This window comes from Bradyrhizobium ganzhouense, assembly GCF_049949285.1.
GTDB lineage: Bacteria > Pseudomonadota > Alphaproteobacteria > Rhizobiales > Xanthobacteraceae > Bradyrhizobium > Bradyrhizobium ganzhouense.
This window is the reverse complement of the sequence record NZ_CP181318.1, coordinates 1,537,461-1,560,456: the sequence shown is the minus strand read 5'-3', so window position 1 is coordinate 1,560,456 and position 22,996 is coordinate 1,537,461. Positions and strand designations below refer to the sequence as shown.

General features: G+C 62.8%; 17 protein-coding genes and 2 pseudogenes. 8 read left to right on the top strand and 11 right to left on the bottom strand.

What is annotated here, in order from left to right:
• Positions 1-61: 61 nt before the first annotated feature.
• From ACLFLU_RS07325 to ACLFLU_RS07305, 5 genes and pseudogenes are all read right to left on the bottom strand, one after another.
• Positions 62-526, bottom strand: coding sequence for a metallophosphoesterase family protein (locus ACLFLU_RS07325; protein WP_426413918.1), 465 nt, complete (start codon positions 524-526; stop codon positions 62-64).
• Entirely contained in the window at positions 523-990 is a 468-nt protein-coding gene (locus ACLFLU_RS07320; protein ID WP_426411631.1) for an NUDIX domain-containing protein, read from the bottom strand. The genes ACLFLU_RS07325 and ACLFLU_RS07320 overlap by 4 nt, the downstream gene beginning before the upstream one ends.
• Before the next feature lie 101 nt (positions 991-1,091).
• Positions 1,092-1,768 (bottom strand): annotated as a pseudogene (locus tag ACLFLU_RS07315) (HAD family hydrolase).
• A gap of 85 nt (positions 1,769-1,853) precedes the next feature.
• Positions 1,854-2,090 (bottom strand): hypothetical protein, encoded by a 237-nt coding sequence (locus ACLFLU_RS07310; protein ID WP_426411630.1) that lies wholly within the window; start codon positions 2,088-2,090, stop codon positions 1,854-1,856.
• A 5-nt stretch (positions 2,091-2,095) separates the two neighbouring features.
• Positions 2,096-3,028, bottom strand: a complete 933-nt coding sequence (locus ACLFLU_RS07305; RefSeq protein WP_426411629.1) for a Ku protein — start codon at positions 3,026-3,028, stop codon at positions 2,096-2,098.
• 146 nt (positions 3,029-3,174) lie between these two features.
• On the opposite strand from ACLFLU_RS07305, the gene ACLFLU_RS07300 reads away from it, so the two are divergent.
• The 4 genes from ACLFLU_RS07300 (at position 3,175) to ACLFLU_RS07285 (ending at position 6,169) form a co-directional block, all read left to right on the top strand.
• Complete coding sequence (locus tag ACLFLU_RS07300) at positions 3,175-3,570, top strand: hypothetical protein (protein WP_426411628.1); 396 nt, start codon at positions 3,175-3,177, stop codon at positions 3,568-3,570.
• A 47-nt stretch (positions 3,571-3,617) separates the two neighbouring features.
• Positions 3,618-4,067 carry a hypothetical protein gene (locus tag ACLFLU_RS07295; protein WP_426411627.1) on the top strand — a complete coding sequence of 150 codons (450 nt, stop codon included), beginning with the start codon at positions 3,618-3,620 and terminating at the stop codon, positions 4,065-4,067.
• 82 nt (positions 4,068-4,149) lie between these two features.
• Positions 4,150-5,178, top strand: a complete 1,029-nt coding sequence (locus ACLFLU_RS07290) for an IS110 family transposase (RefSeq protein WP_426411626.1) — start codon at positions 4,150-4,152, stop codon at positions 5,176-5,178.
• Positions 5,179-5,443: 265 nt separating this feature from the next.
• Complete coding sequence (locus ACLFLU_RS07285) at positions 5,444-6,169, top strand: SOS response-associated peptidase (RefSeq protein ID WP_426413917.1); 726 nt, start codon at positions 5,444-5,446, stop codon at positions 6,167-6,169.
• 365 nt (positions 6,170-6,534) lie between these two features.
• Here the strand turns inward: ACLFLU_RS07285 and ACLFLU_RS07280 are convergent, their stop codons facing one another.
• Positions 6,535-7,689 carry a hypothetical protein gene (locus ACLFLU_RS07280; protein ID WP_426411625.1) on the bottom strand — a complete coding sequence of 385 codons (1,155 nt, stop codon included), beginning with the start codon at positions 7,687-7,689 and terminating at the stop codon, positions 6,535-6,537.
• Between the two features lie 742 nt (positions 7,690-8,431).
• On the opposite strand from ACLFLU_RS07280, the gene ACLFLU_RS07275 reads away from it, so the two are divergent.
• The gene (locus ACLFLU_RS07275; protein WP_426411624.1) at positions 8,432-10,015 is read left to right on the top strand and encodes a hypothetical protein; all 1,584 of its coding nucleotides are present in this window, start codon (positions 8,432-8,434) and stop codon (positions 10,013-10,015) included.
• 15 nt (positions 10,016-10,030) lie between these two features.
• Here the strand turns inward: ACLFLU_RS07275 and ACLFLU_RS07270 are convergent.
• The 5 genes and pseudogenes from ACLFLU_RS07270 to ACLFLU_RS07250 all read right to left on the bottom strand — a co-directional run.
• Positions 10,031-10,132, bottom strand: a pseudogene (locus ACLFLU_RS07270) (Ku protein); the annotation flags it as partial.
• A gap of 6 nt (positions 10,133-10,138) precedes the next feature.
• Positions 10,139-12,058 (bottom strand): ATP-dependent helicase, encoded by a 1,920-nt coding sequence (locus ACLFLU_RS07265; protein WP_426411623.1) that lies wholly within the window; start codon positions 12,056-12,058, stop codon positions 10,139-10,141.
• A complete protein-coding gene (locus ACLFLU_RS07260; RefSeq protein WP_426411622.1) occupies positions 11,943-13,727 on the bottom strand; it encodes an ATP-dependent nuclease in 1,785 nt (594 codons plus the stop codon). The genes ACLFLU_RS07265 and ACLFLU_RS07260 overlap by 116 nt, the downstream gene beginning before the upstream one ends.
• A 27-nt stretch (positions 13,728-13,754) precedes the next feature.
• On the bottom strand, positions 13,755-14,768 hold the full coding sequence (locus tag ACLFLU_RS07255; RefSeq protein WP_426411621.1) for a nucleotidyl transferase AbiEii/AbiGii toxin family protein: 1,014 nt from the start codon (positions 14,766-14,768) through the stop codon (positions 13,755-13,757).
• Positions 14,761-15,354 carry a DUF6088 family protein gene (locus ACLFLU_RS07250; protein WP_426411620.1) on the bottom strand — a complete coding sequence of 198 codons (594 nt, stop codon included), beginning with the start codon at positions 15,352-15,354 and terminating at the stop codon, positions 14,761-14,763. Before ACLFLU_RS07250 ends, ACLFLU_RS07255 begins: the two co-directional genes overlap by 8 nt.
• 143 nt (positions 15,355-15,497) lie before the next feature.
• On the opposite strand from ACLFLU_RS07250, the gene ACLFLU_RS07245 reads away from it, so the two are divergent.
• Genes ACLFLU_RS07245 through ACLFLU_RS07235 form a run of 3 tightly spaced genes read left to right on the top strand, consistent with a single transcriptional unit; the run spans position 15,498 to position 22,994 of the window.
• Positions 15,498-16,787, top strand: a complete 1,290-nt coding sequence (locus tag ACLFLU_RS07245; protein ID WP_426411619.1) for a hypothetical protein — start codon at positions 15,498-15,500, stop codon at positions 16,785-16,787.
• Positions 16,784-20,347, top strand: coding sequence for a hypothetical protein (locus ACLFLU_RS07240; RefSeq protein WP_426411618.1), 3,564 nt, complete (start codon positions 16,784-16,786; stop codon positions 20,345-20,347). The genes ACLFLU_RS07245 and ACLFLU_RS07240 overlap by 4 nt, the downstream gene beginning before the upstream one ends.
• On the top strand, positions 20,340-22,994 hold the full coding sequence (locus tag ACLFLU_RS07235) for an RNaseH domain-containing protein (RefSeq protein ID WP_426411617.1): 2,655 nt from the start codon (positions 20,340-20,342) through the stop codon (positions 22,992-22,994). Before ACLFLU_RS07240 ends, ACLFLU_RS07235 begins: the two co-directional genes overlap by 8 nt.
• Positions 22,995-22,996 lie beyond the last annotated feature (2 nt).

Sequence of the window (22,996 nt, the reverse complement as noted above, 5' to 3'; positions counted from 1 at the left end):
AGCCGGCAACAAGGATTGACGCACTCGCCTCCTCCGGTGTGAATTCCCTTCGCGGTGGCACTCAGTCGCCTCCAAGGTCGTGGATTTCCGGTCGCATGCCGTCAGGCGTGAGTTCGAGCGTCGCAAACGTGATCGGCAGCTTGAAACGCCGGGGTCCCGCGCTGCCGGGATTCAGATAGAGAACGCCACCGACCATGTCGATCTTCGACACGTGGGAATGCCCGGAGACGATGACGTCGATGCCGGCCCCGGGGTCGGTCTTCAGCGTCTTCAAGTCGTGCAGAACGTAGATCGACTTTCCCGCCAGGCGCACAAGGTTCGTGTCGGGGTAGTCGCGAGCCCACTCGCCACTGTCCACGTTTCCACGAATGGCCGTGACGGGCGCGATCCGGCGAAGCGCGTCGACGATCTCGGGACGCCCGATGTCGCCAGCATGAATGATGTGATCGACGCCCGTCAGGCCTCGTTCCGCCTCGGGTCTCAACAGGCCGTGCGTGTCCGAAATGATTCCAATCCTGAACATTATTTCCCGGCGCTCTCAACCGCGATTGCCAAAAGACGATCGAGAAACTCTGCCTGAGCGGACAGCATCTTGGTCCGCGCGAGCTCGATATCAAACCATTCCGCGCGGTCGACTTCGGGAAAACTCTGCCGTCGACCGCTTCGGGGTGGCCATTCGATATCGAAGGTATTGCTGGTCAGCGCTGCTGGGTCAAAATGGCCCTCGCCGGCGAATGCCATGATGCGCTTCCCTCCTCGCTGTCGGACTTCCCCCAGCGGCTGGAGTGGACCAATCGAAGCGCTCGGGCCGAGTTCTTCGGCACACTCGCGCCGCGCGACGTTCTCCGGGGCATCATTGGCATCGATTTCGCCCTTTGGGATGGACCAGGCGCCATCATCCTTCTTACGCCAGAACGGACCGCCGGGATGAACGAGCAGAACCTCGAGCCCGCGAGCGCCCTTGCGGTAGGCGAGGATGCCCGCGCTCAAGGTCGATCTCCTGGTAGTTTTTTTGCCGCTGCCATATCGCTCCTATTTTGCAGAGCAATCGAGAGCTGAGCAGGCGAGGAGCACTGCGGCGCGACGACTGGCTAATTGCACAGCAAGGATCGTTCGAAACAGGCCAGTAGCGCAGCGGCCCCCGGATACACCTTAACGCACCCGGCTTTCCTCAATCCGTCTTCCGTAAAGCCTCCGCAGAGCACGCCGATCGTGCGAACTCCCGCCTTGCCAGCCGCTTCCGCATCGTACGGCGTGTCACCGATCGCGACAGCGTGGGCGCCATCGATCTTGAGCTTCTTGAGAACGACATTGAAGATGTCGGGAGCCGGTTTTGTTCATCCACGTCGTCGGAAGAAGTTGTGAGGTCCACGAGATCGACGACGTGAGCGATGTCGAGATACTTATCGACTTCATCTTTCTTGGCCGAGGAAGCAATCGCGATCCGAACTCCAGCGTCGCGAACGCGTCGCAGCAGGCTCGGGACCGCCGAGAAGGGACGCACAAGCGGCAGATATTCCGATTTGAAACGCTTGCCACGCCACTGCTCCAGTTCCTTGCCGTGATCCCGTTGTTCGTCGACGGACAGAAAGACGGGAATGAGCTTGTCTCCGCCTTTACCGATCTGGCCTCGAACCTGTTCAAAGCTGACCTCGTGGCCAAACTTGAGCAAAGCTTCCTGCCATGCCAGCGCATGGAGATCCACCGAGTCGAGAAGCGTGCCGTCCAAATCGAAGATTGCGGCTTTTGGCAACTCACAGTCCTCCATGGTCGGAGCGAGTCAGTTTCGCATACCAGTTGGCATAGAGCGTGTTCTTCGCCATGCGACGGTTGAGATCCGGCGAGCCGTCGTCCTACCATACGGGATCTCGCTCGCCGGGCGCCTGCTTAACCTCGTCCACGGCCCTATGCGCCGTTGCTTGGGCCTCGCGGTCGGCGGCCTTCCCGGCGTCGCGCACCGCCCGTCGGGCCGCCATTAATCTGCCGACGAGATGGTCTCGCGTCACCTCGTCGAGATTGGGATTTGCCATCCGCCAGAGCCTGCCGCGGATGACGAAGTAGTGGCCGTCTGGCGTCACCGGATGCTTCACGGCACCTAAGCCGACTTCCGCTGCGGTTTGGCTGCCGGCTTCTTCGCCGCGGCATCTTTCGCCGGCTTCTTGCCTGCGATCGGCATCAGCATTTCCTTTTGTCCAACAGCCGCCTTGCGCGGCTTTTTGCCTGGTTTCTTTGGCGCCTCTGTCGCGGCCGCCCCCTCTCTTCCGATGCTCTTGCGCAGCGCGTCCATCAGGTCGACGACGTTCTCACCTCGAGGACGTGCTTTCGCGGTGATGGGTTTGCCAGCGCGCTTCTGGTTGATGAGATCGATGAGGGCGGTTTCGTACTGGTCTTCGAACTTGTCCGGCTCGAAATGGCCTGCCCTTTGATAGACGATGTGCCTGGCGAGATCGAGCATGTCCTTGGTCACTTTGACATCCTGAATCTCGTCGAAATACTCCTTTTCGGACCGGACTTCGTAGGGGTATCGCAGCAGCGTACCCATCAACCCCTTATTCAACGGATCGAGCGCGATGATGTGCTCGCGGTTCGTCAGAACGACGCGACCGATGGCGACCTTGTTCATCTCGCGGATAGTTTCGCGGATAACGGCGAAGGCGTCGTGACCCACCTTTCCATCCGGCACCAGGTAGTACGGACGGATCAGATACCTCGGATCAATCTCGCTGCGGTCGACGAATTCGTCGATCTCGATGGTCCGCGTCGATTCCAGCGCGACGTTTTCGAGCTCCTCCTTGGTCACCTCGATAAAGGTGTCGGTGTCGACCTTATAGCCCTTGACGATGTCCTCGTTGTCGACCTCCTCCCCGGTATCGGCGTCCACCTTGGCATATTTGATGCGGTGGCCGGTCTTTCGGTTGAGCTGGTTGAATGAGACCTTTTCCGATTCCGACGTGGCCGGATAGAGCGCAACCGGACAGGTGACGAGGGAAAGACGCAGGAACCCTTTCCAGTTGGCGCGGGGGGCCATCGCGGGGAACTCCATCTACTGATGCCGGATTCAAGACGATCCACCCGCCTTGGTTCCGACATCGCAGGCTCTCCCACAGGATGATTTTTTTCTCAGTGCAAGCTCTCGAGGACTCGACTTTTGTTCTGGTTATGTTCTAATTCGGAATGACCGATCGACCCGCGAGCTGGCGCATGCCGACCCCAAAACAGATGGACAAACTAGCCGCCGAAGCCGTCCGCCGGACGGCCGCATCTGCTACGGGTACAGATGCGCCCCTCCCGGCCGGATACTGGGAATCGGTTCTCAAAGACCCTCGCGCAGGCGCGACTCCCGGCCAGCTGCGGCTGAGACGCCTTTCAGAAATTCAGCGTCACGTACTCCGCATCTCTTGTCGCCGTTGCGAGCGAACCGTTGAAATCCAGACCGCCGATGCCGTCCGATTATATGGTGCCGACGCGGTGTGGAAGGACGTGGCGCAGCGACTGCTCGACGACACCTGCCAGCAGCGCACCGGCAGGCATGAAGAAGACGGGTGCTGGCCGGCGTTCGAGACGCCGTAGCCCGCTCTGGATTGCCGATCCTGATCTCTTTGCGCCCGGATGTCCGGATGGCCCCGAAGTATCACCCTACGCCCCTGTCGGGCGGCGACCGAAAAGCTCTGGCGAAGGAACTCGGCAAGGCGCGGGCAATGGCGAACATCCTGGCTACCCGATCGGCGGAGACGCGAGCCAAGGGGGAAGCGCTCATCCAGCAGGCCGACAAGCTGCTATGCGAGAGTTGGAACGAACGCATGTGGTCAGACGGAGAACCGATTGATCCGTCCCCGACCATCGACCAAGCGGTGACTGGTGGCTTCCCTTGGCTGGAGATCCAGTGCGCGCGCTGCAAGACGCCGAGCGACGTTGACCTCGCGGCGATGAAGCATCCGCCGACCACCTTCGTGCACGATCTCGCCAGCCGGCTGCGCTGCCGCAAATGCGCCAAGGCAGGCCGGCGTCCTTCCGCGACTCTGCTACAATTGGCGCGGCAGCCGCGCCACCCTCGGACCGAAACCTAACCAATGTGCTGGTGTGGACGGCTTCTCATCCCCACGGTTCTATGGCGCTCTCAGCGTCACAGCTAGATGAGAGGAAAGTCTGATGAATCTTCCTGTTCGCATCGGCATGGATACTTCTAAGTCGGTTTTCCAGCTTCACGGTGTCGACGAGAACGAGGTGGTGGTTGTCCGCCGCCAGTTCCGGCGAGCCGAGATGATCCGCTACTTCGAGCGGCTTCCACCGGTTCTCGTCGCCATCGAGTCTTGCGGCAGCTCACATCATTGGGCGCGCCTGCTGCAGTCGTTCGGTCACGAGGTGAAGCTGATCCCACCTCAGTACGTGAAGGCTTACGTGAAGCGCGGTAAGAACGACGCGGCCGACGCCGAGGCATTGTGCGAGGCGGTCACCCGGCCGAGCATGCGGTTTGTACCGGTGAAGTCAAAGGAACGGCAGGCGGCCTGCATGTTGATGACCGTGCGGGAACGCCTGGTCGGCGTGAAGTCGCAGCTCTCCAATGCTTTCAGGAGCTATGCAGCTGAGTTTGGCATCGTCGGTCCCGCCGGTCGGCAGAACGTCACGGCACTCATCAAGCGGGTGCTCGAGGATGACAGCTTGCCGGAAATGGCACGAGACCTCTTTCGCCTTCAGGCCGAAGAGTATGCCGCGGTCCAAGCTCGCCTGGCAAAGATTGAGGCCAAGCTGATGAAGTGGCACCGCGAGGATGACGTGAGCAGGCGTATTGCGACAATTCCCGGCGTCGGTCCGATTGGGTCTTCCATGCTAAGCATGAAGGCGCCTCCGCCAGAGACGTTCAGATCGGGCCGTGACTTTGCGGCTTGGCTCGGACTGACGCCCAAGGATCATTCAACTGGAGGCCGGCAAAGACATGGCGGCATCACAAAGGCCGGAGATTCGGCGCTCCGATCGACGTTAATCGTCGGTGCGACCGCGCTGCTGAGGCACATCCGAAAGGGTCGTCACAAGCCCACACCCTGGCTCGCTTCGCTGCTGGAGCGAAAGCCGCCGAAGTTGGTCGCGGTGGCATTGGCTAACAAGTTCGCCCGCATCGCTTGGCGCTTGATGATATCGGGCGGAGTGTACAACCGGCCGGTAGCCAACATGCCTATCTGATCTGAAATCGGCGCCGCGAGCGAGGTTGCTCAGCGGATAGCCCACGAACTTGCAGGACGCAGTAGATGGAAGGACCGATCGGTCGATACGCGCGAGCTTCACGTAGATTACACTGGCATCATCAATGTCGCCTATGTGCTTGGAGCGTGCGTAGCGAACACCATCTCGGCCAGCGGACTTTGTCCGCGCAAACAGGCCGGACATCTGATAGCAAGCGATCAGGTCAAAAGTCTGCTACCATCCTGACAAGTGGGGGGCCGTCCACATCTGCAATCTCTACTCGATCACGACCAACCAGGCCGCCATCAGCGCGCTGTTTCGCGTCGTGAACCGATACGTCGGCAATCTGGCGCCGATGCCAGGTGTTTTTCCCGACTATGAGGCACCGATCGTGCGCAATGGGACCGAAGGCCGCGAACTCGCTACGGCGCGGTGGGGTATGCCATCGTCATCAAAGGCATTGATGGATGCCACCAAAAAACGAGCCGAAAAGCTGCAGGCCAAGGGCAAGACCGTCGATTTCAAGGAACTGCTGCGGATGGAGCCGGACGGCGGCACGACGAACATCCGCAACGTGAATAGCAAGCACTGGAGGCGGTGGCTAGGAGCCGAAAACCGCTGCGTGGTGCCGTTCAACTCCTTCAGCGAGTTCAACAAGGCCGAGGGCGGTGATATCTGGTTCGCGCTCGACGAGACCCGTCCCCTCGCCTGCTTCGCCGGCATCTGGACCAACTGGACGTCTGTCCGAAAGGTCAAGGAAGGCGAGACGACCAACGACCTGTACGCATTCCTCACGACAGAGCCGAACGCCGAGGTCGGCGCCATCCACCCCAAGGCGATGCCGGTGATCCTTACGACGCCAGACGAAGTCGAGACCTGGATGACGGCCCCTCTGGACAAGGCCCTGAAGCTGCAGCGGCCGCTTGCCGACGGAGCGCTCCGGATCGTCGCACGCGGCGTCAAAGAAGACACGGCCGGGCTAGCGACGTGACCACCGAGGACGATGACGACCAGGTAGCTTCCCGGGACCTCCAGCGCAAGATCATCCACGTGCGAAGATCAAGAGGAGGTGAGCGGCCTCAACGCTTCGGCCGGGCATCTCCTACAACAAGTTTCTGGCAAAGTTCGCCTCCGACCATCGCAAGCCTAACGGACGAGCCACTTCGGATCGTCGCCCGCAGCGTCAGGAAGACCCGCCGGATACATGACGCAACGCGTGGCCTCGCTCGTCGGCCATCTTGGCCTTCTTGATCTACAGCTTCTTGGTCGCTCGCTCTGCCTGGCCATGAAATACAAGGTTTGTCACCACGGTGCTGGCTGAATCACCGGTATCGCCCCCAAAGCTGAAGCCCGGCCCTATTCTTCGAGTGGATAAGCAGAAGCGTCGCGGGCCCACTGACCGAGCGTGTTTGCACGAAGTTCTTCCCAGTCCCTGTAGACGTGCTGCAATTCGTCGACCATCAGGCCGAAGCTTCCTTCGTCCGGGGCGCCGAGTTGCCGGAAACGCAGCATCAACTGAACGGGCTTTTCGATCCAGAGCATCGCAAGCTGCATGGTCCCGCGCCGCGTACCATCCGGATCGACCATTCTCTTGGGATTGAGCGGAAGTACCTCTTGGATGAACAAGGCATCCAACGACCGCATGAAATGCCAATCGGTATTGTCCTTGGCACGTCCGAATCGAAGCTTCCGGCGCGGATTTGGGTGATACTGGAAGGTGCCGGTCGCATTCGAGATCAGTTGCGTCTGAACGAACTGTTCGAGGTCTTCGCGATTCCGGATACGCGGGATCCGTCTAAAGCGGGGAATGGTGCTCTCATTGATGTACATGGCGAACGTTTCATCGTCCGCGCAGTTGGCTAACCAGAAGCTCGACTGCGCAATGACCGTCGCGCCCGGAATGTCGAATGCCTTCCAGTCCTGCTTCACGCGGTAATCCGTCTTCTCCATTAACGCCATCGATGCGTCGGGATTTTCACTGAGCGCCAGCAACTCCTTCGGGAAAGGCATGCCGGCATAGCGTGAAACGAAGCCATCGAACGAGAGCGAAAGGATCCGAACATTGTTGATCTTAAGGTACATTCCCGCTTGGCTGGTCCGGAAAATCTGATTGTCCATTCCGCCCAGGGCGAAGCCTTTGGTGCGGTCGTCGGGATCGACGCTCAGGATCGCGACCCGGTCCTTGATCCCGATCCGCTGATCGATTCTGAATTTGGGTGCGAACTCCTCCTTGTGCAGCATGTTGTAGCCGAGCCAGAGTCCGACTCTCACCTTGTCGAGCCAGTCGAGCAGCCAATAGCAATGGGACACCGCAAGCGACTTGCCGGCCATCAGGGATTCGATCGCGTTCTTCGCTCGCGCTTCCAGCGTCTTTCCATATTTCTCGTTGCACGGCTTGCAGGCCGGGAAGTGGAACGTAGACGCCGGCCGGGCAACGTCGGCACCCGTTATCGGATCGCTTTCGATCTTGATGACGCGGTTCGGATCCCCGGTCGCGCGCAACATCCACATTGGTATGACATGCTCGCGCGATCGCGCGGCCTTGCCGACCGGGCAGCCGCAAAAGACACAGTTTGCCCATCCTGGATTGTTTGGCGCGCTACCCCGCCCGGAGTTTCGTGACATTCTTGGGAGGTACTCTCGTTTTCTTCGAATGACGAAGGAGCGCCGGCCGGCGATTCGCTCGCTGCGCAGCTAGGCGACCGCGGTGCTCCAGGACGTAGGCGCCATCACGAATATGAATACCACAGTTGGACAAAGGACCGTTCCGACCCGCACGCGCGCGATCGCGCCCTCGATATCGCCCGGGAGGGTCCGCCGCCCGAGGTCGCGGGGCAACCGCTATGCAATCACGGACATCCTCGATTGAATCGGTAACGCTCCCCGGGATCCACCGACGGCGATGGCTATCGTCGGTGAAGCTGCATTCTTTCCAGTTCGTGGCGTATGGACCGGAGCGATCCTATATTGGACACATGCGCTTCCGGCATATCCCCGCTACAGCGCCGTGCGTCGATGGAGCCTTCGTGAAGCCACCAGGCCTGATCCTTCCGAAACCCGGTCGCCGGCAGTCATCAACGATGACGTCGCGCGAAATCAGCGTTTTCGTGTCTCCCGAGGCATTGTTTCCAGGTATCGACGCATCCGAAGCGACGATGGAAGCGCTGTTGGCCTCGCTCAGCCGAGACGCCGTCTTGGTCGCGTGCGCCCGCCTGAACACTGTCGTAAGCGGACCGGTGACCCCGACACCAAGGTGCGGCAAGAACGCGCCATCGGCCTGATTTGCAGCAGCGAGGACCTGCAACGGATTAACGCGTTCGCCCAGACCCGCCCTCCCGGCGATCTTCCGATAGTCTTCTTTCGAGGCCAACTCCTCGAATTGATGCGTTGGGCGGTCCGGTGCTGCCCTGCGACTCCCGATGCCAAGGCGCTGGACGATCCGGCGGCGCGAAGCCAGTTGCTGAAGGCCGCGCTCATCGCGAGCACGTTGTGGAGCAAGCGGGTATTTGGTAGCCGGCTATCCGGGACGCTCCCCGTGGACGAAGCCCGGGAGCAGGCGCTCGGCCCGTTCCGCCGTGGGCTCGAAGAGTCGATGATCGCGCCGTACCTCGGCGCGACCCTCGGGCGCGGTTGGGCGATGTTCTCGAAGCATTTTCCCGAACACTATCCCACGTTTTCGGTCGACTTCTTTGAAGCGACCGGGCTTACGGTCGAACAATACTTTACCTGCGTGACCGGTCTCGCGCTGTACCTGCCCTTCGATTCACCGGACGGGTTGGTGTTCAACGCTCGCACGCTCGCTGACGCGACAGCCTATCGAGACGTGCTTTCCGCATATATGGCATCGGAATCCCAAACGCCCGAAGAGCTGGCAGTCACGCTCTGGGAGGGCTTCGCCGAACGCGGCAATCGGGATCTGCGCGAACGCCCGATCCTGTCTCTGGCCGATGGCCGCGCCGTGATCATCGATCCTGTGTTCTTCAGCGAGAAGATATCGGTCGGCCCCCTCTTCCATTTGCTTCCTAATGCGCCAGGCAAGGCCAACGAAATCTTCGGGGCGTTCGGGCTGGCCTTCGAAGACTACGCCAACGGCATCCTGCAGCGCATGTATCCCGACCGACCCGGCCTTGCCTCGCGCCTGCGGTGCGGCGTGACCGCACGCGACCGCGAAGGCCGCGACTTCGAAATCGACGCCGTGCTCAATTACATCCCCCAGACCGTGATCTTCGAGGAGAAGGCGGCATGGCTGAGAGACGAGGTGGTGCTCGGTGACGTCGACGTCTGGATCGAGCAGATACGCTCGCGCTACGGCATTGAGACCACACTGCCCAAGGGCAAGAAGAAAGAGCGACCAAAGGGGGTCGCACAACTCGCGCAGATCGTGCGCCGCGTTCTCGATGGTAATTGTGGGGTAGCGCAGCCGGAGTTCGCCGACGTCGCAGTGATCCATCCGGTCCTGCTCGTTCACGACACGCGCCTCAACGCGCCAGCCTACGGGACCTTTCTCGACGTGGAGTTTCGCAGCCTGCTCGGCGACGTACCGCAAGGCAAGCGCGTGATGCCGCTGGCGATCATGACAATTGCCGACCTCGAAAATCTCGAGTCGTCGGTCGTCGAATTCGGCATGCGTCAACTGCTTTCGGACTACGCGGAAGCACACCCTGATGGGCTGGTCGCGCTGCACAACTTCATGGTCTATGATGAACGCTATGCGGACAAGCTCAAGCCCAGCGCCCAACTCCTCGCGGATTCCGAACGCCTGATCCACCTCGCGCAGCGGGAGTTATTCCCGGATTCGCCAGATCTGGAGACATTAGAGCGCGCACCGAGCACATGAGTCTCGGCACAGCCATCACGCCGACCTGCGTTGCGGCTTGGCGGCCGGCTTCTTCGCCGCAGCCTGCTTCTTGCCGGCGATCTGCATCAGCATTTCCTTCTGACCGGCTGCCGCCTTCATTGACTATTCGCCTTCGGCCGCCTCCATCCGCGCTTCAAGTTCATCCAGGAAAGGAGAGCGCCCCCAATGCATCCTGCCGCGGCCCGTGTCGACGTAGCCCGAGTAGAGCATATGGATTTCGTCCCGAGCGCGGGTCAGGCCGACGTAGAAGAGCCGCCGGCTCTCGCGGCGGGCGGCGGGCAACTCATTGCGCCAGGGCAAACTCCCGAGATCGAGACCAACCATGATGACAACGTCGTATTCACACCCCTTTGCGGAGTGCAGCGTCAACAAGTTCAGATGCAGCGGAGACCCATCGCGCCCGCCAAGGCTTGCAAGGTCGAGATCCGCGAGCGGTCCCCCGACCGCCAGCGCCGCCGACATGCGATCCACCTGCTCACGCTGATCAGCGAGACCCGGCTCAGCTGTCATTAGCGCATCAAGCATTCCCGCTCGCACCGCCGACACGAAATCCCGGGCGATTCCCTCCTCGACGCGAAGCAACCATAGAAGCTGCGTCAGGCGCCGGGATTCATCTCGGGCCTGCACTTCTGAGATCCGAGTGCGACGAAATCCGAGCCAGCGATCAAGCAGGCCACGCAATTGCGGCCGAGCCTCGCGCCAGCCACCGGCGCACCACGCTGCGCAATCCTCGAGCCAACTCGTAAGCGCGACTTTGCGATAAGGTGCCGCGGTATCGACGCGAACGAAATCGATGCCTGCGGCAGCAACGGCTTCCGCCACGACGTCGCCCGCTCGGTAGTCGCGATAGAGAATGGCGATGTCACCGAGCGCGCGTCCGGGCTTGGCCGCGAGAGCTGCTGGAATGATTTCGGCGACCGCATGCGCGGCCTGGCCTTCAAGGCCATCGGCGCACTGAACGAATTCGATGACCGCCTGCCGTTCCGGGTCGTTCGACCGATACCCGCGGGCCTCGCCAAGGGCCATTTCGGACGCGCTGACGATGCGCGACGCCGAACGATAGTTGAGCTGAAGCTGAACCCGCTCGACATCATCCCGCTCGGCCAGCTCTTGGAGCAGTGCTCCGTCGGCGCCGGTGAAGCCGTAGATCGACTGGTCGGAGTCTCCCACCGCAAAGAGCCGAATGCCGCCATCAAAGGCCACACGCTTGACGATGCGATGCAACGCCACGCCGAGGTCCTGATATTCATCGACCGCGAGGACCGGAAATTTCGCCTGCAACAGGGGCAGCACCCAGTCATGCTCTGACACCAGCCGCTGACCGAACACCACAAGGTCATCGAAATCGACAAGGCCCCGCCGTCGCAGCTCGGCCTCATATCCCTCCGCCCAAGCGGCAAGCTCCGCTTCGCTCGTCCAAGCGATCGACGTCCTGTCGAGCACCGACCGTCGATGCCGCCCCAGGTCCATGGGCTTGTTGGGATGGCCAACGCCGAACAGTCGATCGCCGATGCGCTTCATCGCCTGGTCGCTCTGCCGCTGTGTGGCCACGGCGAGCGGGAACGGCACCGGAAGATCGGCAAGCCGTCCATAGGGCATGAGGAGATGCCTCAGGCAGAAACCATGGACCGTACCAACAAAGAGATTAGGCGCCTCGCGCAGGCCCAATCGCTCGAGCCGGCGTGTCAGCTCGCGCGCGCATTCCTGGCTGTAGGTGATGCATGCCGCACCGCGCGGCGCGCGGACGTCCTCCGCCATGATCCGCGCGAGCTTGAGAACCAGCGTCTTGGTCTTGCCGCTACCGGGCCCCGCGAGAACGACACAGTTTCCCGTCGAGTCATAGGCCGCCTGCTGACCCGGGTTGCCGGCCAGATCGCCCGCTTCGGCAAGATAGGCAGCGCTGACGCTACGTAACGGCATCGCGGATATGCTCCAGCGCCTGCCGGATGTAATCCGGGCACGCATCCTCATCGACGTGCGGCGCCAGCGCCTGCGCGAACCGCCCTTTGCCAATCCGCTCAATGATCTTGATCAGTTGCTCCTCGTCGAGACTGTCGGTGTCGTCGACCCATCCCTGGATCAGGTCGCGTGTCGCTTGGCCCATCGAAAGTTCCTGTTCGATGACCTCCTGCATCGCCTCAGCGAGGCCGCCGGCGAACAGCTCCGGCTCGAGCGTGTTGCTGTTCACGAAATACCCGAACGCCTCCGCACGCGCGATCACGGCGTCGGCATCCAGAGGCGTATAGTTCACGCCGTCTTCGACCAACCGCAGGACATTGATCAAGCGACGTCGGACCAGTGGAGGTTTCGTTCCGTTCGGGTCGCGATCGGTTAAAATGACGTGCGGAATGTTGAGGCCCTCGGGACCCAGTAGCTTGACGTAGGGCGTGAAGTTCGTGCCGCTGACCGAGCATACTGTAATGCCCAGCATGTCGAGCGGAATGTCCAGCGCCTCGGCGAAGGCAGGCACGAGAAACCGCTCCGCGTCGCCCTCGACCAGGATGACCCCGCGAGCGAAGAAGATCTCGCCACGGCTTACGTCGATGTAGCGCTGGAGGTCCGCCTCGTCGCGCTCGTCGAGCGGCGCCTTGGCCGTCGAAACGGCGATCGTCGCATTTGTCGCCGCGTCTTGACGAAGCAGCACGACCGACCGGATCGGGGTGACGCTCGCGATATGCGGCGAATGCGTGGTCAGGATGGTTGTGAGTGGCGGCGTCTGCTCCTCGTCATCCCCGCCGCTGCCGAGGAAATAGCGGTAAACCAGACGTTGGACGTGCGGGTGAAGGTGCGCTTCCGGCTCCTCGACGACAAAGAAAGTGTGGTCGCGCTCGCCATCCGTCACGAGCCGATCGAGTTCCAGGCTCTTGAGCGCCAGGAAGATCAGGTTGGCGGTCCCAAGGCTGGCATCGGAAATGCCGCGCGCACCATTGTCGATCAGGAGACGCAGGCTGCGCAGCAGCGCATCAACCCGGGTCGGCGCGAGGCCGAGCGTCAACGGCACCGCATGTTGCTCGCCGGCGATCGCGATCAACCGCTGGCCGATCCGCTCGGCGGTTGCGACCACTTCATCATGGCTGACCAACTCGGCCTGCGCCTCGTTGACCTGCTCCTGGATTTCGGCCCGCGCGTCTTCATCGAGAGAGGTCGCCAGTTCCTCGATCAAAGGCCTTAGCGGCGAATTGCGCCAACTCGACAGATCCTTCTCGGCATCGCGCAACGCGACCTGCACGTCGAGCGGAAGCATCCGTCGCAGCGACGGCCCGATGGACATCTCCGGATCGTTGCCGCCAAAGACGATGTACTCATAGTCGGCAAGGCTCTCCGGATCCCGCCCGAGATTGGCCTTCGGTTGGAAACGGTAGGTGAGACGCGCAACCATCGGCGGCCCCGGATCGACCACGCAGTCGTTGAGGTGCGCCATCAACCGCGGATCGCCCGTGAAGCCGGTCAGCTCGACCGCGACCTCGATCGTTTCGCCGAGCTTGTCTTCTCCCAAGCCATCCCAGAAATGCTCAAGCCCGAGCTGCCGATCACGTTCAGAAAGACCAGGGTCGAGGATCAGTTGCAGCGCACGGACGAAGTTGCTCTTGCCAACCTTGTTCTCACCGACGATGACGATGCTTTCGCCAGTCTCGACGTCGATCTCCGAGAAATTCGCGAAGTTGCTGATTTTTACCCGCGAAATACGCACATTTCTCTCCCCCGCTTTTCTTTTCTATTACGCCGCGCGATTGGCCCGCGCAGCGATGTCGGCGCATCGCGCCATCATCGCCTCGAAAGATTCGGCATCGTCCAAGAGCAATCCGTCATCGACCATGCGGCGGTAGTCTTCTCGCAGCGCCTTGGAGGCATCGCCGCCGGGCACGAGGTGCAAACCGCCATTCACGGCGGCCACGTAGTCGATCGGACTGCGATCGGCCGCCTTCTCGGCGAAGAACATCCCCTTGTGGCGCGCGACTGCGCCCGCCAGGTCGCGATCCGCGAAAGCCGCTTCCGCAAGGCCGGCCTCATCCAGCCGCACGACATCATGCCAGTGTCGTGCGAAGCGATCGCCGCGGAGTCGCTCCTGCAGGCAGAAGACGTGGATCGCCGTCGCCTTTTCCCAGAAGGTTCGCTCGGCGTGCATGACGCGTGGTCGTGCCGTCGGAAACGTCACGCCTTCGATCAGACCGGATGCGTCGCAGGCGATGTCCCGCAGACTTGCCGGCTCGCCCGTCGATCGCGCGCCGAACTCGAGCATCACGCTCGGCGTCACGTAGCCGGAGCCCGCTGCGATCGGTTCATAGTCGATGAACAGCTTCTCGTCCTCGACGCGGATGGCAGCAGCCAACGCCTGCGCGGCCAGCACGTCCGCGATCACCGGCTGGGCGTTCCCCGCCACCCACTCCGGCAAGCGCTTGCGCACCTCGCTCGACCAGCGCTTCTCCTCGCTCCGCGTTTTTGGCAACGCCTCGCCGTTGCCGTCTACCAGATCGGGCGCGATCGCCCGGATGTCGTAGGTCAGGTCGACGTCCTCGGAAAACCGCCGAATGACCCCATAGGCCTTCGACAGTGACGTGCCGCCCTTGAACACCAAGTGCTCGCCGAGCGCCGATCCGTAGAGCGTGGCGAGCGCCCATACCACCCACACATCCTTCTCAAGAAGGTGCGCTGGCCGCCCCAACCGATCTGCCGCGACGCTCAGCGCCTCGCGGCGGTCGGCGACCGGAAGGTGGAGAAAGGCGTCAGCCATGCGCCGCCTTTCCCACGCTGCGCGCGAGCCAGGTCGGAAGCTGCGGCGCCGCCGCCACCAGTTCGCTAAAGGTCGACGGAGGGAGCTTCCGCTTCAATGTCTTCAAGGCGGCTTCCGCCTTTTCCGGCCCAAGCCAGGCCAGCGCTCGCACCGCCTCGCCCGCCGGCTTGTGAGCCAGGGCGAGCTGCCAGCGAGGAGCGTGACGAAGTTCGACGACCTGCTTGCCGAGATTCATCGTCCGGCTGCGGCCGGAGGTCAGATAGACCGACCGAACCGGCACCTGGGTCGTAAGGCCGAGCGTGTTGGCCGCCGCCGCCCCGCTCGGTACGATGATCTCGCCGCGCTGGCTGGCGAGCGCCGCGACCACCAGCTGGACGGAAGGAGCCCTCGTGCCGAACCGCCTCGTGATGGGGCGAAGATAGACGCCGCGACCGGCCCGGATCAGTTGGCCCCGCTCGGTCAGACGCGACAAGGCCTGATCTATCGCGGCACGATTACCAAGGTGGAGCAAGCCTTTAGCTGTCACAGGCGCACCTTCCGGCAACCCCTCGGCATGCGCAAGAATCTGTTCGGTTAGCCGCTGCATGGCGCTCTCCTGTCAGAAACATAAACGGTTTTCTGACACTATTCAAGGCGATGAGGACCGAGGTTTCCACAAGGAAGGCCAGCCCGCTTGCGATGAGACACTTGAGACACTAAGGTCCGTTTGTCTCACCGGAGATGATTCGTTTGGCCGATGTACTGACCTTCCCCCAGCGCGCGCGCACACTCTTCTCGGAGAAGCTCGGCTATGGGCGCCGCTGGAAGACGGCCGCCGCCGACCAACTCGGCATCGGCCGCGCCACCCTTTATCGCTATCTCGAGGACCCGGCGGGCGTGGCGCCGGATGTTCTCGCCAAACTTGCGCAGCTCGAAGGCCCCCAGGCGCCCGTCCACGGCGTTCGCGAGATGGTCACTCTGATCGCCAGCGCCATCGTCCAAATCCAGGCCAGTCTCGACGCCGAAGGGTGGCTGAAGGCGCCCTATCCACCATCTGTCCGGCGCGTGTTCGACTTGGGCGCCGCGCGCAACCTCGCCGATGGCGACGACGTCTGGCCGACAGATCTTCACGGGCTCATGCGTCGTGCCCAAGAGCCTCTTTTCCGGTGGCTTCCGGACGTCAGCTGGGATGTGGGCGGCGACTACCTCGCCGTGCGGCTCGTCGAGTCCGGCGAGGCCAGCACTGCGTGCCGTGCCTTGGCGCTGCCTGGAGGGGATCCCGAATCCGAGATCGAAGAGAACCTCGGCTACGAGATGCTGGTGGGCCTCTGCCGCGATCGTGTCGATGGCGAAGCGCTCTACCGGACCTGGCGGAAAACGATCATCGAAAACGTGGTCATGACGAGTTGGTCTACAGCCATCCTCATGGACCCTCTGCTCGCCACCCTCGAACGATCGGACGAAATCGTCGAGGCCTTCTACGACCGGATTCCCGAAAGCTTCGCGATCAACGGAGAACTGCCAATCTGCACGGTCAGCAAGACGATCCTGCGCCGCGACGGTCGCGCCTTCCACACCGAATGTCGCCAGCCTGAAGCCATCCGCAAAGCCCGCGAAGGCGTGCGCGCAACGCTCAAGTACCGCCCTGGAATGCTTTATTTAAAGCGCGCCTTCCGGACCTTCTGGGCTCTTCCGGGCCTGGCGGAACTCGAACTCAAACGCGGGCTCGACTCCCTGGGGTGGACATCGAAACTGTGGCCGAGCCTGGATCGGGTCGACCTTGTGGCAATAGCCCCGGACGGCAGCCGACGGCTAGCCATCGATGTTAAGGACTATATCTCGCCCGCTCGCCTCGCCAGCCGCTTCAACGGCTTCAAGACCTTCGAGGCCGACCACCACTGCTATCTGATCATCCCCGACTACATCATCGAGACGGATCCTCGCTTTGAGGCTCGTTTTGAGGCTCTGCGCGCGGCCAACGGCCGTCCGGCCGTCGCGATCGCCACCGTATCCGATCTCCTCGAAGAGCTGACACCATGAGGACGGATCGCGCCTTCTTGGAGGTCTACCGCAAAGCATTACGCAGCGCCGATCCCGCGGCGCGCGATCTCCCCGCGGCGGAGGACCGCACACTCGCGCTCACCGAGCTATGTCTTCATTTCCTGGCGCGCCACTGTCCCGACGAGGACGTATCGGCCCTTCCCTATCTGTTGCTTGGTTATGCGAAAGTCATGGCAGCCGGCGCCGATCCGGCCTTCCTGCGCGATCTGACCAGCCTGCGACACCTGGCCGGCCGCTACATGTCGGCCTCGGCCTGGCTCGACGCCTGCCGTCGACACGGCCTCACGCCGGAAACGATGCGCTGCTACGCTATCAACGGCCGCATCCCCACCCTGCGGCGCAGCGCGCCCGAAGGCGTGCTCGCCGTCCTGACCGGTCATCTGCAAACCCCCGCGCCCTGGATCGCCCGTGTCCTGCAGTTGGCCAGCGCAGGCAACGCGCTGGTCCGCACCAATCGCGGTGAGACGCTGCTCGCCTACCAAATCCCCGTAGCCGATCCGGATGCGGCGGCCGCAGCCAAGCATGCCATCCCGCGCCGGCACCGCCATGCGCCAATCACATTGACCCTGGCGCAGCTGCGGGCCACCGCCGAAAGGGTCGACGCGCGGGAAGTTCAATCGGACTGGCCCTCGACCCTCCCGCCGCTTCGGCTGCGCGAGCGTCTCAACAAACTCCAGCTCGAAGGCCTTAAGGAAGGTTTCTTCGACGGCGAAACCCTGACCTTGGACGGCGCCGTGCATGTCCTCGGCATGCTGTCCTCCGGCAAATCTACCCTGGTTTGGCTTGTCGTGCTGGCCCTGACTCTCGGCGGTGAGGGCAAGCGCATCGGCATCCTCGTCACCGACACCATCCAGGGAGCGACACTGATCGCCCGCCTGCGGATGCACGGCGTCAGCGCCACGGTGCTCTCAAGCTTCTACAATCGCGATCGCCACCTGAACTCCATTCACTGGCAGCAGGGCTTGTCATCCTCGGGTTGGTCGGTGTCGGCTGTCGGAGACGTCGCCGAAAACTTCAGCGTCGCCTGCCCGCTTGACGGCTTTCAGCGCGATCCGATCGTCGTCCGCGGAGCGGGCCAGCGGCCCGCTTTCCCCACCTTCAAGGAGAAGCCCTGCCACAGGATCTATCAGCGTCGCCGCGACGCGGAGCTCGCCGAGGAAGACGCGGTTGACGACGACGATGGCGTCGGCGCCCAGCGGTCATGTCCGTTATGGACGCGGTGCCCGGCTCAGGAGCAGCAGCGTAGCGCCGTCACCGCCCAGGTTATCGCCCTTACGCCCCAGGCCTTCGTCCACATGACGCCGGACAAATGGACATCGGCGCAGCATCTGACCTTGCCGGAACTGTTTCAGCACACCCTGGACTTGATGATCGTCGATGAGGTCGACTCCGTCCAAAAAACCCTCGACGATATCTTCGCGCCACGCTCACCGATCATGGGTGACGAGCGCGACGTCTATGCACCGGCAATCGGCACCAAGTCGTCCGAGGCGTTGCGCGAGCGCAGCGGAGTCCAGTTTCGCCGTCAGGTGAACGCTCGCTGGCAGGCCAACTTCCACACATTCTATCGCCTGATCGGAACGCTCTACGCTCTTCTTCAGAACGAGCAGGCCTATCTCGCTGACTTCTACCGCAACACGCCCTTCACCGCCGGCGGCATCCTCTATGAAATCTGGCGAAGGCGGCAGGATGTGCAGGGCCTCACCCGCCCCGGTCGCAGCTTCGACGATCCGGATTTCGAGGAAGACTTCCTCGAGGTCATCAAGGTCGCCGGAAGCATCTCGCGCTTTTCGCAAGGGTCGGCCGTCAGCCGTGACGAGGCCGAGGAACAAGCCGACGAGGCGCGACAACCCTTCCGCAATCCCGCCTTCCAGTCAGCCAGCGATGCCCTTCAGGCCATCGCCCGCGATATGGTGGTCAGCGACTATTATGAGAATCTGACCGAACGGGTCCGCGATCTCCTGGACGGTCCACTATCGGCGTTCAACGCCACCAGCGCCACGACAAGCAAGGCGGCGATGAGCCCCCACGGCAATGCGCTCGCGCTGTTGCTTGCGATCGTCACCGACCTCGTCCTGTCCCATTATTACTGGCTGGTGAAGACCCAACCGGCCGTGGCCACTGACCTCGGGATCGACGACGCCCAGTTGCTGAGCCAGGCCGGCAATCTCATCCGCCACTACCGCACGCTGCTCCCGTCGAACCCGGCCGGAGCGGTGTTCGGGTTGCTGTATGACGAGCCAAGCGAGGATCGGCGCGACACGATGGGCGGCAAGCTAACCCTCATCAATCACCTCGGGGTCGGCCGCCACCTGCTCACCCACCTGCACGACCTGCTCGCCAGCGAAGGTCAGGCCGGTCCCCATGTGCTGATGCTCAGCGGCACGAGCTGGGCCGGCGGCGCCCAACGTCAGTTCAATCCCAAGACAGGGAAGCCCATGGACTGCGCATCGCCGAGCTTCGACGTGCAAGTCCCGGCCCAAGGCGTACTGCTGCAGCCCCAGGCCGAGCTCGATGCAATCGGACGCTCTGTGTTCGAGCTGGTGCCCTTGCGCAACGAGGAGGGAAAGCAGGTTCGAATTTCAGGCCTGCGGGAAGCAGACCGCCGCAGGGCCTTGAGCGGCGTCGCCGCGCGCCTGTCCGCCCGCCGCGATAACCTTAACCTGATCGAGGAGAACTGGCTGCGCATGGCCCGTGAATGGGGCGACGAGCATCTGCGCGGGCGACGCCGCGCCCTTCTCGTCACCAACTCCTACACGGATGCGGCAATCGTCGCCGACATGCTGCTCGAGAGCCTCGAGACCCACGGCTTGGCCGACTGGCGGGTGTTCTGCCTGACACGGGACCAAGCCGATGACGCCGGCGCGCCGGACGATCATCGCCTGCGACGCGCCAGGCCGCTTCCCCGCTCCCTCATCGAACGCTTCGGCGAGGAACCGGAAAAATCGATCCTAGTGGCGCCGATGCAAGTGGTCGCCCGCGGCCACAATATCCTCAATCGCGAAAGTCGCGCAGCGATCGCCTCGATCTATTTCCTGCACCGACCCCACCCACGGCCGGACGACCTGGCCGCGGTGATCGGCCGGCTGAACCGCTTCGGCGTCGAGCGCTTCGACCGCGGAATGGGCACAGATCCCGGCCAGCCTGACGAGCGCCTGTCCCAGCGCGCCCGCCGCATGCGTTACGCGGCCACCAACATCGTGCGCTACAGCCTCTATGCTCGCGGCGGCTACAGCGGCCTCTCGACCGAATACAAGGCCCAGTTCGCGTGGGACATGCTGACCCCGCTTTGGCAGACCATCGGCCGTGGCATTCGCAACGGCTGCCCCGTGCACATCGGCTTTGTCGACCGGCAGTTCGCGCCTCTCTCCTTCGACGGCGCAACTGACACGCCAGACAGCAGCGCCCTCGTCCAGGCATTGCGCCAGCTCGACATCGCCATGGCGTCGTCCGATCCCACCGCCAGAACACTCGCGAAATTGCTCTACCAGCCGTTCCGCGATGCGCTCTCCAAGACCAAGGGCCTCGCCTATGGCTAACGTCAATTCGCTCGACCTGAATGTCTGGGAAGCCGGCTTCACCGCCCAGGATAATCTGGTCCTGACGCGCTACCGTTTGTCACCAGACGCGCAAGAAACCTTGCAGGCATGGTCGCGCGAGAAATCCAAGCGCCCGAATGACGCTCCGTCGACCCTGCGCCTTGATGGGCTCTCCGAGATCCTGGCCTGGTTCGTTCCCGAGATCGCCTTCATGCGGCGCCACCAGTTGGACGCCGAAACCCAGAGTCGGCCTCTCTCCTTCTTCATCACAGGCGATGTCGCCACCGACGAAGACCTGCGTCGGCGCGTCCAGGCGGCGATCGGCCTATGGCTGACCCTGATCTACCCCGATAAGCCAGCGCCGACGCGCGCGGCGATTGCCGCGACCGCGATGGACACGGCCAGTTGGACCAAACTGCAAGTGAATGGCGCGCTGCAGACTCAGAAGGGCGCCTGCCCGAGTCCGGCGGACAATATTCTGTTCGATGCGATCGCCGCCCACGCGCTGGGCGCGTTGGCAGGTCAAGACCTGCGCTTCCGGAGCGGCGCGCAACGCGTGCTCGTGGCCAAGGCCGCACAAAGCGATGCCTTCACGGGAGTAGAGCTGGTCGCCTTCCCGCCGCGTCAGACCAAGCGGGGCCTTTGGAGCGAGGTTATCACTCTCTATACGCCGACTTATCCCGAGCGCCCGCAGCTGCACCTCCTCGCCCGGCCTTCCATCCGCAATTGGGGCGCAGTTGACGGATGGACGGGCCGCAATGACCCCAATCGCGCGCTTGACGTCTTCATGCCGGCGATGGAGTCCGCCTCTGCCGACGTCTATCGCCACACTTCGTTTGACTTCCGCGCCAGAAGCGGCCCGGCGCCGTCCAAGGGCGAACATGGACCCACGATCGGCTATTGGCCGCACAAGGACGATCAGAAGGTCTTCGACCTCGTTCGTCGCCTGACCGGCCGTGCCGCCCTCGCTCCGGCCGAGCTGGCCCAGCCGGTGGTCGATGAGGACGGGCTTTGGGTGCTGCCGCGCCTCGGAACCGTGCATGGCGATGACTGGCTGCCCGGCGGCACCGGCATTTCCTGGCCCGACCGCCATGACATTGGTAACTCTCTGAATCAGGCCCTCGCCAAAGCCGGCTTCAAAGCAGTCGAGCCGATGACCCGCGCCCGCCAGGTCATGCCGTTGGACAAGCCGTTCAACAGCAAGGCGGACGACGAGACCTTCGCCGCTCGCCGGCGTGCCGTCCGCATGGCCTTGACAGCGATGGGCGCACCGAGCCCCGAGATCGACCTGTTCATCTTCCAGCGTCGCGACGACGCGCCCGAGCGGATCACCCGCGCGCTCCTTGACGAACTCGGCCCGCCGCAGGCCCAGGAGGACGGGGTGCTGTCGTGGTGCTGTGGCCTCACCATCCGGTTGCATCCCGTCAACGCCGGTGTGTTGGCCGAGGAGATTTCGTGGGCCGAGGCGACGACGGAGGAAGCAAAAACCCTCAACCCTGCCCAGCTGCGCAGCATCCGCGAGATGAACCGCTCACAGGCTTTCGACGACGCACAAAAAACCATGGTCGCCTACGTGGCCGGGGTCCGCGCCCAAACCATCGGCATCGGCTGGGCGATCCTGGAAATGCCCGAGGCGTTGCAAGGACGCACGGGCGATCCGTTCCAGCTTGCGCGACGAGCGCTTGCGCAGGCCGATCTCCTTCCCCAAGTCGTGCTCACTTCAGTCGAGGCGCTGTCCGAGAGCGTGATGAAGGCCAAATATGGATCGGCTTTCAGCGACTGCCTCCGCATGCTCGGTGTCCTGCCGGTGGAAGACCTGCCGCAGGACCTCCAGCCGGCCGCACTCACAATCATCCAGAGGAACGCCGACCTCGTGGCGGGCCAGCAGCGCAAAGGCCACGCCTTTCCGCTTGCCGCCCGTACCAAAGAAGGGCGACTGGAGTGCGCGCTTCCGGACGAGACCGGAACGCCGCAATGGGCGCCCTATGCAGTCACTTACCTACGGATCCTGAAGGGCGATTACGGCAAATTCGGTCGAGGCCGCCAGGAGGAGAACCTCGCCAAGTTCGAGACCTTCTTCACCATGGCGATGGAGGACATCAACCGGGTCGGCCCGGCGTTGGTGATTTGCGAGGGGGAAACCCTTACCCACAGGCTGTCGGCATTGGCGAATGGAAGGTTGGTCTTCGATCACCTGACGATTGCCAACAGAACGCTGACGCCCAATGACCTGCCCAATCTGCGGATCGTTCGCACCAGCCCCGATCCCAAGCGGCAACCCTATTATCACCACGACACGGAAACCAGTTGGCCGAGCGGCCTCTTCGTCTGGGGCGCGGCGACACGCACCTTCTACGGCTTGAAACAGAAGCCGGTTACGGTCTCCAATGCCCAGCATTACGCTGCCCGCATCTCGCGACACGCCGAAATTGAAGAAGGCGTGCGCCGGCCAAAGGAGAGCCTGGGCCGGGTCAGCTCACAGATGGACGAGATCTGCGTCGCCTTTCGCCAGGATGGAGACGATCCCCTGACCCTTGCGACCCTGGTCCACCGGCTGCGTGGTGCACATGCCCAATATGACACCGACACCGCGCGTCCTTTCCCCCTGCATGAGCTTCGCAAGCTCGGCGGCGGCGTAACCCTCTAGTC